Annotated in this window: 8 protein-coding genes; 5 read left to right on the top strand and 3 right to left on the bottom strand. The window is 63.3% G+C overall.

Features of this window, described 5'->3' with window-relative positions; all coding sequences use genetic code 11:
• Positions 1–43 precede the first annotated feature (43 nt).
• The 4 genes from BLS48_RS01675 to gltX all read left to right on the top strand — a co-directional run bounded on the left by BLS48_RS01675 (position 44) and on the right by gltX (position 7,217).
• Entirely contained in the window at positions 44–1,720 is a 1,677-nt protein-coding gene (locus BLS48_RS01675) for an NAD+ synthase (RefSeq protein WP_091575105.1), read from the top strand.
• Positions 1,721–2,234: 514 nt separating this feature from the next.
• Positions 2,235–4,040 carry an ABC transporter ATP-binding protein gene (locus BLS48_RS01665; protein WP_091575619.1) on the top strand — a complete coding sequence of 602 codons (1,806 nt, stop codon included), beginning with the start codon at positions 2,235–2,237 and terminating at the stop codon, positions 4,038–4,040.
• 337 nt (positions 4,041–4,377) lie between these two features.
• The gene (locus tag BLS48_RS01660; RefSeq protein ID WP_091575102.1) at positions 4,378–5,559 is read left to right on the top strand and encodes a hypothetical protein; all 1,182 of its coding nucleotides are present in this window, start codon (positions 4,378–4,380) and stop codon (positions 5,557–5,559) included.
• Positions 5,560–5,843: 284 nt separating this feature from the next.
• Positions 5,844–7,217 carry a glutamate--tRNA ligase gene (gene gltX / locus BLS48_RS01650; RefSeq protein ID WP_091575098.1) on the top strand — a complete coding sequence of 458 codons (1,374 nt, stop codon included), beginning with the start codon at positions 5,844–5,846 and terminating at the stop codon, positions 7,215–7,217.
• Here gltX and BLS48_RS01645 read toward each other — a convergent pair.
• The 3 genes from BLS48_RS01645 to BLS48_RS01635 form a co-directional block, all read right to left on the bottom strand.
• On the bottom strand, positions 7,135–8,352 hold the full coding sequence (locus BLS48_RS01645) for a DUF2865 domain-containing protein (RefSeq protein ID WP_091575097.1): 1,218 nt from the start codon (positions 8,350–8,352) through the stop codon (positions 7,135–7,137). The genes gltX and BLS48_RS01645 overlap by 83 nt on opposite strands.
• A gap of 74 nt (positions 8,353–8,426) precedes the next feature.
• A complete protein-coding gene (locus BLS48_RS01640) occupies positions 8,427–10,751 on the bottom strand; it encodes an NADP-dependent malic enzyme (RefSeq protein ID WP_091575095.1) in 2,325 nt (774 codons plus the stop codon).
• A gap of 175 nt (positions 10,752–10,926) precedes the next feature.
• Positions 10,927–11,706 (bottom strand): SDR family oxidoreductase, encoded by a 780-nt coding sequence (locus tag BLS48_RS01635; protein ID WP_091575092.1) that lies wholly within the window; start codon positions 11,704–11,706, stop codon positions 10,927–10,929.
• A 153-nt stretch (positions 11,707–11,859) separates the two neighbouring features.
• Here BLS48_RS01635 and BLS48_RS01630 point away from each other — a divergent pair, with 153 nt between their 5' ends.
• The gene (locus BLS48_RS01630; protein ID WP_167364928.1) at positions 11,860–12,642 is read left to right on the top strand and encodes a UDP-2,3-diacylglucosamine diphosphatase; all 783 of its coding nucleotides are present in this window, start codon (positions 11,860–11,862) and stop codon (positions 12,640–12,642) included.
• Positions 12,643–12,757 lie beyond the last annotated feature (115 nt).

Below are 12,757 nucleotides of genomic sequence, written 5' to 3'. Positions count from 1 at the left end.
GAACGCCATTGCCCGGCGAATTTTGCCGCGCTAAACCGCAGGCATGACCAAGAAACTCGACATCCTGCGCATCGCCGTTGCCCAGCTCAATCCGACCGTCGGCGACATTGCCGGCAACCTCGCCAAGGCACGCGAGGCGAGGGCGGACGCCGCCCGCCAGGGCGCCGACCTCGTGCTCTATACCGAGCTTTTCCTCGCCGGTTATCCGCCGGAGGATCTGGTGCTGAAGCCAGCCTTCCTGAAAGCCTGCGAAAAGGCGGCACAGGACTTTGCCGCCGATACCGCTGATGGCGGCCCGGGCGTCATCATCGGCACGCCACTGAAGCGCAAGAGCGGCACGCACAATTCGATCGTCTTTGCCGATGGCGGCAAGATCATCGCCGAGCGCTACAAGCTCGATCTGCCGAACTACGGTGAGTTCGACGAAAAGCGCGTCTTCCAGGCCGGACCCGAGATCCAGGGACCGGTCAATTTCCGCGGCGTGCGGATCGGAGTTCCGATCTGCGAGGACATCTGGGGCGATGTCGGCATCTGCGAGACACTGGCGGAAAGCGGGGCGGAAATCCTGCTGGTGCCAAACGGCTCGCCTTACTACCGCGCCAAGATCGATGTCCGCCACCAGGTCGTCATCCGCCAGGTCATCGAATGCGGGCTGCCAATCATCTATGCCAACCAGCTCGGCGGCCAGGATGAGCTGATCTTCGATGGCGCATCGTTCGCTATCGGCGCGGACAAGACACTGGCCTTCCAGATGAGCCAGTTCGAGGACGCGGTCGATGTCTCCACCTGGAACAGGCAAGGAGATCATTGGGTCTGCTCGGAAGGGCCTATGTCGAAGATTCCCGAGCGGGAGGAGGCCGACTATCGCGCCTGCATGCTGGGCCTGCGCGACTACGTCAACAAGAACGGCTTCAAGAATGTCGTGCTCGGCCTGTCCGGCGGCATCGATTCGGCGATCTGCGCGGCCCTTGCCGTCGACGCGCTCGGCGAAGAGCGGCTACGCGCGGTGATGATGCCTTATCGCTATACGTCGAAGGATTCACTCAAGGACGCCGAGGACTGCGCCCGTGCACTCGGCTGCCGCTATGATATCGTGCCGATCTTCGAGCCTGTCGAAGGTTTCCTGCACGCGCTGACGCAGCTCTTCGAGGGCACCAAGGAAGGCATCACCGAGGAAAACCTTCAGAGCCGCGCGCGCGGCACCATCCTGATGGCGATCTCCAACAAATTCGGCTCGATGGTGGTCACGACGGGCAACAAGAGCGAGATGTCGGTCGGCTACGCCACGCTCTATGGCGACATGAATGGCGGCTTCAATCCGATCAAGGACCTCTACAAGATGCAGGTCTATGCGCTGTCGCGCTGGCGCAACAGCCATGTGCCGCCGGGCGCGCTCGGACCTTTGGGCGAGGTCATCCCGAAGAACATCATCGACAAGGCGCCGTCGGCGGAATTGCGCGAGAACCAGACCGACCAGGATTCGCTGCCGCCCTATCCGGTGCTGGACGACATCCTCGAATGCCTGGTCGAGAACGAGATGGGCGTCGACGACATCGTCGCACGCGGCCATGACCGGGCGACGGTGACGCGCGTCGAGCATCTGCTCTACATCGCCGAATACAAGCGCCGGCAGGCGGCACCAGGTGTGAAGATCACCCGGAAGAATTTCGGCCGCGACCGCCGCTATCCCATCACCAATCGTTTCAGGGATCGTGGCTAGACGCCGTTTGCAAGTCGGCTTCGGCCGGGCGACCACGGATCGCACGATGTTCGCTTATCTCGCCGATATCATCGTCTGGCCGGGGCATAGCGGGCAGGGCACAGGTAGCCGCGTCGATCGCGTTCAGCAATCAAGCGCGCGGTAGATCAGTCGTTGTTGCAAAATAATCGCAGTGGTTGGACCAGATACGCTTTTGGCGTGAGCTCGTCTTGGCGATGCACCAGGGCGTCTCTATAAGAGCCTCTCCGCGATTGATTTGCGGGAGGTCTGAATGGCAGTATTTCAAATGGTAATGCGAGGCCGCGAAGCCTAGGTCTCATCAGGCGCTCCGCGAGGGTTTACCCTTCGTGCCGAAGCCGGATCGAGAATAGGCTTTTGTCGATGCCGTTCGCCGCCCGACTGCGGGCGCGACGCCGAATATGCCACCCCGCATTCTGGGCAAATATTAGCCCTCCGCGGCTTCTTCAATTTTCGACCTTTCTGGGATCGGGCTCGTTTGCGCCCGAATGACATCATGGCTCGTTTCAGAATCGATTTGCGCGCGAGCGCCTTTCGCAGCGTTCTTGGCTTCACGCTCACCCATTGGCGGCACCAGCCGTGGCGGCTTTCGCTCATCATGGGCGGGTTCCTGTTGTCGACACTGGCCGACGTCTTGACGCCGCTCTATTCCGGCCGGCTGGTCGATGCCGTAGCCAGCAGCGCTGGCGCGGACGCGATTGCCTGGAATGCCGCGATGACGGCGTTTTCGGTATTGATCGCCCTGGCTCTTACAGGCGTCGTGCTGCGCAACCTGGCCTTCATGGGGATCGTCGAACTGACGCTGAAGATGATGGCCGAGATCGCCGCCGATGCCTTCCACCGCGTGCAGCGCTTTTCAACCGACTGGCACGCCAACAGCTTCGCCGGCTCGACCGTGCGCAAGGTGACGCGTGGCATGTGGGCGCTCGACCTGCTCAACGACACCATCCTCATCGCGCTCCTGCCGTCGGTCGTCATGCTCGTCGGCTCGACGCTGCTGCTGGGCTGGTTCTGGCCGCTGATGGGCGTGGTGGTTGCCGCAGGCTCGGTGCTGTTCATCACGGTGACGGCGCTGCTGTCGCTTGGCTATGTCGCGCCGGCGGCGAGGCTTGCCAACACCTGGGACACGCGCCTCGGCGGTTCGCTGGCCGACGCGGTGAGCTGCAACGCCGTGGTCAAGGGCTTTGGCGCCGAGGAGCGCGAGGAGCGCCGCCTCGCCAGGGTCGTCGCCAAATGGCGTGCGCGTACGCGGCGCACCTGGATGCGCGGCACCATCAACGGCACCACGCAAGGGGCGCTGCTGCTGGTCATGCGCGCCGCGGTGATCGGCCTGGCGCTGATGCTGTGGTCGTGGGGGCAGGCGAGCGCCGGCGACGTCGCCTTCGTGCTGACCTCGTTCTTCGTGCTGCAGGGCTATCTCAGGGATATCGGCACGCATATCCGCAATCTGCAGCGTTCGATCAACGACATGGAGGAACTGGTCGATTTCCAGTCCGAACCGCTCGGCATCGAGGACCGGCCCGGCGTCAAATCGATCCGGATCACGCAGGGACGCGTCAGCTTCGACAACGTCACCTTTCACTATGGCAACCATCGATCGCCGCTGTATCGCGACTTTTCGGTCGATATCGCGCCGGGTGAACGTGTCGGGCTCGTCGGTCATTCGGGGTCGGGCAAGACAACTTTCGTCAAGCTCATCCAGCGGCTCTATGACGTGAACGTGGGAAAAATCCTGATCGATGGCCAGGACATCTCACAGGTGGCGCAAGCCTCGCTGCGCGGGCAGATCGCCATCGTCCAGCAGGAACCGATCCTGTTCCATCGGTCGCTGGCCGAAAACATCGCCTATGCCCGACCGACGGCGACGCAGGACGAGATCGAGCATGCCGCGCGGCTGGCGAGCGCACACGATTTCATCACCAGCCTGCCGAAGGGTTACGGCACGTTGGTCGGCGAGCGCGGCGTGAAACTGTCGGGCGGCGAGCGTCAGCGCGTGGCGATCGCGCGCGCTTTCCTTGCCGATGCGCGCATCCTGATCCTCGACGAGGCGACATCGAGCCTCGATTCGGAATCGGAGGTGCTGATTCAGCAGGCGATGGAACGATTGATGGTCGGTCGCACGACACTGGTGATCGCGCACCGGCTTTCGACGGTGCGGGCGCTCGACAGGCTGCTGGTCTTCGATCGCGGCAACATCGTCGAGGAAGGCTCGCATGACGAGCTGATCCAGCTGAAGGGCGGCATCTACCGCCGCCTGTTCGAGCGCCAGGCGCTCGAGCTGACCAAGGGGCTCGTCAGCTGACCTGGGGTGGCCTCCAGCTTCGGCCGGAGGTCACCTCTACCGGGCGCGGGGCACGCAATCGCAGAGCGGAGCCGAACCTGTTGCGAGCGCATCGACGGGCGTGACATGTCCCCCGTCACTCAGCGTATGCCGGCCGAGCAAATCCGCACGTGAAGTCCTTTCCAGATCCTGAGTTTTGAGACGGTTTGTTTATAATACCAATGGAGATATGCCGGTTCTACCTTTGGTTGAATATACATTTACGCAAAGCAATCCAAAGGTGGTCTATGCATGGCCTGGGATCCGATTGATCGGCGTGGGATGTCGTCCTCCGCAGACGTGCTCCATAGGCTTCACGATGCATCTTGTTTCCGCAAATGCCGCTCCGGAAAAGGTGGTTGCGCCGTCGGTGCTGGAATCTCAGCACGGCTCGGTTCGGCCGCTCGCTGCCGAAGATCTTGAGCACGTCGCCGCGCTCTTCCTGACGAAGTTTCGCCGGCGTCGTCGTCGCCTCCTCGATCGCGCGATCGCGGAGACGGCCGAGTATATGAGAGAGATTTATCTTGACCCTGCCGGCCAGTCCGGTGCGAGCAACGCTCTCGTCCAGATCAACCGGCAGGGTCGTCTGGGTGGGTTCCTCGGCGCTCTGAAAGCCCGTTACGAACTCAACGGAGCGGCATTGAATGCGGCCATCATCGGTCCGCTCATGGCAGACCCCGACACCGATCACGGTTCGGCCGGACCGCAATTGCTGCGTGCCGTGCATCAAGGCGAATTCGATCTGCAACTGACCGACTCGGCCAACCGGATATCCTTGGCCTTCGTGCGTCCGATGAAGTATCAGCTCCTGCCGGTGCATTGTCTGGGATGGACCTGTATTTTCCGGCCGGCCGCGATGGCCGCCGCCGCACTGCGTCGTAAATGGCCCGGCCTGCCTCGCTTGGCACTCGATCCCTGCGCGCGAGCATTCGATGCTCTTGCGAAAGGAAGGTTCGAGCCCCCGGTCCAGCTTTCATCGTCGCAACGGGTCCACCATGAGCCGATCGACGCCACGCAATTTGCCGAGCGGCTGCCGACCCTCCTCTCCGATTGCTCTCTTCGACCGAGTTGGAGGGATGGCGAACTCCCACGGCTGCTCGCACTGGCGGCCGAGAAGCGGGCGGACGGCCCACTTCATTTTGGTGGGACTTACGACGAAACGGGCAAAATGCTCGGTTGTTATGCCTTCTACGGTCAAGCCGGCGACATCGCGAGCCTGCTGCAAATCCAGGCGTCCGGATCTCACTGGGGCGCGACGCTGGATAGCCTTGTCGCGGCCGCCTGGGACATGGGATGCGTAGGCATCACCGGGCAGACGCAGAGCAAATTCATGCCTCAACTTTTCGGCTACAAGAATCTCTTCTTCCGCTATGCAGGGGGGACGATGGTCCACTCGCGAATCGCTGAGGTCACGCAAGCGGTCCGCTCCGGCGACATCTTTATCGGTGGGTTGATGGGCGACCGATGGACCCGCCTCAGTTCCGACGACTTCGGTCGCTGATCGCCTTCAACGACCTGTTCGTCGGCGCCAGCCCTCTCCGCGTTGACCCATGGCGACCGGACCGAGCGGCAGTCGTCTAACGGCATCATCATCTCGACCCGCGTCGGCTCCACCGGCTGGCTACGCTCGGTCATGGCCGGCGTCGCTGGACTGGCCGGCGCCTATGAGCCGCCCGAGGCGCACGCCGCCCCTGGTCTTTTCATTGCGCGCGCCATGTTCTATGTCTGCCGCACAGCGCGGGGGCGCGTCTTGTCAATCACAAAAGCATCCGGTACGCCCCGCTCATGACAGTCACCGTTCGTTTCGCCCCGTCGCCGACCGGCCGCATCCATATCGGCAATGCGCGCACCGCTTTGTTCAACTGGCTGTTCGCCTTGAACAACAAGGGCCGCTTTATCCAACGCTTCGACGACACCGACATTGCCCGGTCGAAGCAGGAATTTTCCGACGCCATCCTCTACGACCTGCATTGGCTGGGTATTTTCCCGGACGCCACGGAATATCAGTCCCGGCGCTTCGAGATCTATGACGCGGCGGTCGAGAGGCTGAAGGCGGCGGGCGTTCTCTATGCCTGCTACGAAACGCCGGAGGAGCTCGATCTCAGGCGCAAGGTGCGTCGCACGCGCGGCCTGCCGCCGGTCTATGGCCGTGAGGCGCTGGCGCTGAAGCGAGAGCAGGTCGCCGAATACCAGGCCGATGGCCGCCGGCCGCACTGGCGCTTCCTGCTGCCCAATTTTTCGAGCGATCCGCAGCAACCCGAGCGCACCGAGGTCCACTGGAACGATCTGGTGCGCGGCGAGGAGACCGTCGATCTGGCCTCGCTGTCCGATCCGGTCCTGGTGCGCGAGGACGGCACCTATCTCTATACGCTGCCTTCGGTGGTGGACGACATCGAGATGGGCGTCAGCCATGTCATCCGCGGCGACGACCACGTCACCAACACCGGCGTGCAGATCGCCCTGTTCAAGGCGCTGGGTGCCGAGCCGCCGGTCTTCGGTCACCACAATCTTCTAACCACCGCATCGGGCGAGGGACTGTCGAAGCGTACCGGTGCACTTTCCATAGAGAGCCTGCGCGAGGACGGCATCGAGCCGATGGCCGTCGCTTCGCTTGCCGTGCTGGTGGGCACCTCGGAGAACGTTTCTGCGGTGCCGACGATGCCCGAGCTTGCCGAACGCTTCGATCCGGCGGCGACATCGAAATCCGCGGCCAAGTTCGATCCGGACGAACTGTTCGTGCTCAACCGGGCGCTGCTGCATCATATGCCGTTCTCCGAGGCGCGAGACCGGCTGATCGTGCTTGGCGTCTCAGGTGAGCAAGCCGAGCCTTTCTGGCTGGCAGTTCGTGGCAATCTCGACAGGCTGGCCGATGCCGTGAACTGGTGGCGTATCCTGCGCGAGGGGCCGCAGGAGAAGCCGGAGTTTTCCGATGACGACCGCGATTTTCTTAGTCAGGCTTTCGACCTGTTGCCGGAGGAGCCCTGGGGCGGGACGATCTGGAAGGACTGGACGGGCAAGATCAGGGAAGCGACCGGCCGCAAGGGCAAGGCACTGTTCATGCCGCTCAGGCTCGCCCTTACCGGACTGCCTTCGGGGCCGGAGCTTGCAGATCTATTGCCGCTGATGGGTCGGGAAGGAACGCTGGCCCGACGACCCTGACCTTGCGCTGCTCCGGCGGCACAGTGGACACCGGCGACGTCACCGGCTTGACGGAGAGCCGCTTGATCGCTTCGCGGTCAAGTCCGCCTTCAATGTTCGCCAGCGTCTCCGGGTCGGCGCCCGGCTCGGGCTTGGAAACCGGGACCGGAACGAGCGGTGCCGCGTCCGTTTCGGGCTGCGACAGCTGCTGATAAGGCGGATTGCCGCCGATGATCTGGAAATTCTGCGCCGCGTTGCAACCGCAAGCCGGCGGCCGCGACATGTTGGACTGCTTGTAGAGATAGGCGGTCGGCAACTCGCTGTAGGGTCTGCCGGTGACCGACGACGTCATGTTCGCTGAATCGTCGTCCATGCCGCGCGAATAGAAGACCTGCATCTCGGTGCCCGGACAGCTCGATTCGCAATTCTTCTGGTCGCGTTCGAAATCGCTGACCGAGGCGGCATTCGACATCGGAAAGAAGTAGCCGTCGCAGGTGCGCACGCAAGTGGTGTGGAACTCGCCGCCGATGCTCGGAAAGTCCGGTATGCCGGGCTGGTTGAGCACTCGGCGGACGTTGCGCTCCTCACCGGGATCGTCAGGTTGGTCAAGTGTATCCAGCGTATCGAGCTGCCGGCCATTGCCGCCGAAAAGCTGGTCGAACAGGTTTGCGTTGCTGTCTTCGCGGTTGGCTTCCTGCAGCGGTGCGCCCCGTGGAGCAATTGTGTTGTCGTCGTCGCGGCAGCCATTGGCGTCGAGCGCCGCCAGGATGCGTCCGCGATCGCGGCGCGAGCCGCCGCCGTCGGCCAGTCGTTCGCGTTTGCTTTGCAAGGCGTCGAGATTGGCATTCATGCGCTCGATGGTGGCATTGAGCTCGGCGCATCGATTGACGTTGCGGCCGAACAGCGAAAAGCCGCAGCCGGCGCTGCTGGACTGGCCGCGGGCCTTCGAGATCTGCTCGCGTTGCCTGGCGATGGCGGCGTCGTATTTCCGGATCAGCGCTGGACCACCACCGCCACCGCGCGAGGCAGCTGCCAGATCGGCCTCCAACTGGCGACAGACCCGTGGGGCGGCCTGTGGCGCGGTGACCGCGGCGCCGGAAAGCAAGAGGCCAAGCAGCACGGCAGCATGCGCCTGCTTCCACCCTCCGCTTGTCATCCGCCCAACTCCGCCTGATCGTCCGCAAGGCTACCGTGTTCGCGGTTAACCGCAGTTTAGCGCGAAATTGGCATTCAGCCCAGATTGGCGATCGCCTGTGCCTGCTGTGCAGCTTCGGCGATCGCCAGCGCTGTCATGTTGACCACGCCGCGCGAAGTCACCGACGGCGTCAGTATGTGTGCCGGCTTGTCGGTGCCAAGCAGGATCGGACCGACATGCAGCGCATCCATCATCGTGCGCAGCGCGGTGAGCGTGATGTTGGCAGCGTCGAGATTCGGGAATACCAGCAGGTTGGCTTCGCCCTTCAACCGTGAGTGCGGGTAGACACGCTGGCGCAACTGCTCCGACAGGGCCGAGTCAGCATGCATCTCGCCGTCGCACTGCAACTCGGGCGCAATCCGCGCCAGGATCGCCGCCGCCTGCCGCATCTTCAGTGCGCTCGGCGCATCGCGCGAGCCGAAGTCGGAGAATGACAGAAGGGCAGCCTTGGGCTCGATGCCGAAGCGCCTGATTTCCTCCGCCGCCAGAATGGTCATCTCCGCGATCTCTTCCGCCGTCGGATCAACCGAGACATAGGTGTCGGTGAGGAAGATGATGCCGCGCTGCGAGATCAGCATGGACAGCGTCGACAGGTCATGATCCCTGATGCCGGCACGCGGGCCAATGATCAGGGTGACATTGCGCAGATGGCGGGCAAAGCGGCCCTCGAGGCCGCAGATCATGGCGTCGGCGTCGCCGCGTTTCAGGGCGAGTGCCGCAATCACCGTGTTGTCGGTGCGCACCATGGTGCGCGCCGCCTCCGTCGTCACGCCGCGCCGGCCGGCGAGTTCGATCAGCAGATCGACATAGTGGCGGTAGCGCGGGTCGTCTTCCGGGTTGATCAGGCCGAAATCGACGCCGGGCTTGATGCGCAATCCGTAGCGCTTCAACCTGACCTCGACCACATGCGGCCGGCCGATCAGGATCGGCTCGGCGATGCCTTCCTCGAGCACCACCTGGGCAGCGCGCAGCACGCGTTCGTCCTCACCCTCGGCATAGATGACACGCTTGGCGGTCGAGGCCTTGGCCGACGAGAACACCGGCTTCATCACCAGTCCGGAACGGAAGACGAAGCGATTGAGCTTGTCGATGTAGGCGGCGAAGTCGGTGATCGGACGCGTGGCGACACCGGTGTCGCAGGCCGCCTTGGCGACGGCCGGGGCGATGCGCAGGATCAGGCGCGGATCGAAGGGCGAGGGGATCAGGAACTCGGGTCCGAAGACCGGCGTCTCGCCGGAATAGGCGCGCGCGGCGACGTCCGAAGGCTCCTCGCGGGCAAGCGCCGCGATCGCTCGCACCGCGGCCATCTTCATCTCTTCATTGATGGCGCTCGCGCCGCAGTCCAGCGCACCGCGGAATATGTAAGGAAAGCACAGGACGTTGTTGACTTGATTGGGAAAATCCGATCTCCCCGTGCAGATCATCGCGTCGGGCCGGGCGGCCCTTGCCACCTCCGGCATGATCTCCGGATTGGGGTTGGCCAGCGCCAGAATCAATGGTTTTGGCGCCATGTGCTGCAGCAGCTCCGGCTTCAGCACGCCTGCCGCCGAGAGGCCGAGGAAGACGTCGGCGCCGGGGATGACATCAGCCAGCGTGCGCGCCTCGGTGTCCTTCACATAGGGGTCTTTCCAGCGGTCCATCTCGTCGATGCGGCCCTTGTAGGCGACGCCGAAACGGTCGGTGACCCAGATGTTCTCCACCCGCGCGCCGAGCGAAACCAGCAGATTGAGGCAGGCAAGGGCCGCCGCGCCGGCGCCGGATGTGACGATCTTGATGTCCGAGATGGCCTTGCCGGCGAATTCCAGTCCGTTGAGCACGGCGGCGGCGACAATGATGGCGGTGCCATGCTGGTCGTCGTGGAACACCGGGATGCCCATGCGGGCTTTCAACTGCTCTTCCACCTCAAAGCACTCGGGCGCCTTGATGTCCTCGAGGTTGATGCCGCCGAAGGTCGGCTCCAGCGCCGAGATCGTCTCGACCATGCGCTCGATGCCTGGCGCGTCGATCTCGATGTCGAACACGTCGATGCCGGCGAACTTCTTGAACAGGACAGCCTTGCCTTCCATGACCGGCTTGGAGGCAAGCGGTCCGATATTGCCAAGGCCAAGCACCGCCGATCCGTTGGAGACGACGCCGACCAGATTGGCGCGCGCCGTATAGTCGGCGGCGGTCGCCGGATCGTCGCGGATTTCGAGGCAAGGGGCGGCGACGCCCGGCGAATAAGCGAGCGCGAGGTCCCGCTGGTTGCCGAGCGGCTTGGTCGCCTGGATCTCGAGCTTTCCCGGACTTGGATATTTGTGGAAGTAGAGGGCGGCTTCATCGAGATCCGAACGTGCCGTCTTCTTGTTCTCGCCTTCCATGCGGCCGCTCCTTGAAATCTGCTTGGAGAGTCCTTTTAGCATGCGGCCAAGCTTTTTCGCGACGCTAATTGACGCGCCGGCAGCTCTGCCCGGCGGCGCGTCCTAAACAACAATATATCAAATGCTTATGCGGATTTCATGCCGGATGAGTCTTGCTGTTTGGCAGGCGTGTCGATCAAAAGGCACTGACGTAGAGACCGCCGTCGACCGGTATGTTCTGCCCGGTCAGATAGCCGGCATGGACCGAGCACAGGAAGGCGCAGATCTGGCCGAACTCCTCCGGCGTGCCGAGCCGCTTGGCCGGAACATCGGCGCTGATGCGGGTCTTGCGCGCGGCGGCAGCGGCGGGGTCTTCGACCGTGCCGGCCTCATGCGGCCCGCGCAGCCGGTCGGTATCGAGCTTGCCCGGCAGCAGGCTGTTGATGGTCACGTTACGATCCACCACCGTCCGTGCCACGCCGGCGAGGAACGATGTCAGGCCGGCGCGCGCACCCGACGACAGATCGAGGCCGGGGATGGGAATGTAGACCGACAGCGAGGTGATGTTGACGATGCGGCCAAAGCCACGCGCCGCCATGCCGTCGATGACGGCCTGGACCAGTTCGATCGGCGTCACCATGTTCTGGGTGACGCCTTCGAGGATTTTTGCGCGATCGAGTTCGCGGAAATCGCGCAGCGGCGGGCCGCCATTGTTGTTGACGAGGATATCCGGCTCGGGGCAGGCGGCGAGCAGCGCCTTCTGCACCTCGGGCTTCGAGACGTCGCCGATAACTTCCGTCACCGCCACGCCATAGCGCTCGCGCAGCTCAGCGGCGGTTTTCGCCACCAGTTCGGCGTTGCGGCCGTTGACGACGATGTCACAGCCGGCCTCGGCCAACGCCATGGCGCAGCCGCGCCCAAGCCCTTTGCTCGAAGCGCAGACGATAGCCTTCTTTCCGCGAATACCGAGATCCATGTTGATTTTCTCCTCTTGAGCCGGCGGCAAGCTAGTCCCTCGGCTGGACCAATCGCAACCGTCATACGGTTGTTGCATGAATCGGGGCATAGGCTGCGCGAAAGCAACGGTGAAATCGCGATGTCCGGCCAAGAGCCCCGCACTTTCCGCAGCATGTTCATTTCCGACGTCCACCTCGGATCGAAGGCGGCGAAGGCCGAATTCCTGATAGACTTCTTTAGATATCACGACGCCGACATCATCTATCTTGTCGGTGACATCGTCGATGGCTGGCGGTTGCGGCGGAGCTGGCACTGGCCGCAAAGCCACAACGACGTCGTGCAGAAATTGCTGCGCAAGGCGCGCAAGGGAGCCACCATCACCTACATCGCCGGCAACCACGATGAATTCGCGCGCCAGTTCCAGGGCGTGCACTTCGGCGGCATCGTCGTCGCCGACCGCGCCATCCACGAAACCGCCGACGGCAAACGCCTGCTCGTCATCCACGGCGACCAGTTCGATACCGTCGTCCACAATGCGCGCTGGCTCGCCTACCTTGGCGACCACGCCTATGATGCGGCAATGCTGGTCAACCGGGTCATCACGCGGCTTCGCCAATTGCTCGGCCTGCCGTACTGGTCGTTCTCGTCCTGGGCCAAGGCCAACGTCAAGAAGGCGGTGAACTTCATCGGCTCGTTCCAGACCATGCTTGCGGAGGAAGCGCGCCGCTCGCATGTCGACGGCATCATCTGCGGCCATATCCATCATGCCGCCATCGAGAATTTTGGCGATGTCCAGTACATCAACACCGGTGACTGGGTGGAAAGCTGCACCGCCGTTGTCGAGCACTTTGACGGCCGGATGGAAATCCTGACCTGGGCGCAGGTGCTGCCCGAGGCGCCGGACGAGCCCTTCATCCCGATGCTCATCGAGGACCGGGTGGGGCAGGCGGCATAGCGCCGGAGTTCATTTCGGCTCTGGGATCAATCGATTAGGCCAACCGGTTTCGCCCGGTTTTCACCCATGTTAAGGGATCGATACGCGTTGCCGGCTGGTCGAGTGCAGCGTTATT

It is taken from the genome of Mesorhizobium qingshengii, from assembly GCF_900103325.1.
Taxonomy (GTDB): Bacteria; Pseudomonadota; Alphaproteobacteria; order Rhizobiales; family Rhizobiaceae; genus Mesorhizobium; species Mesorhizobium qingshengii.
The sequence above is the reverse complement of the archived record's forward strand: the minus strand, read 5'-3'. Positions and strand labels throughout refer to the sequence as shown.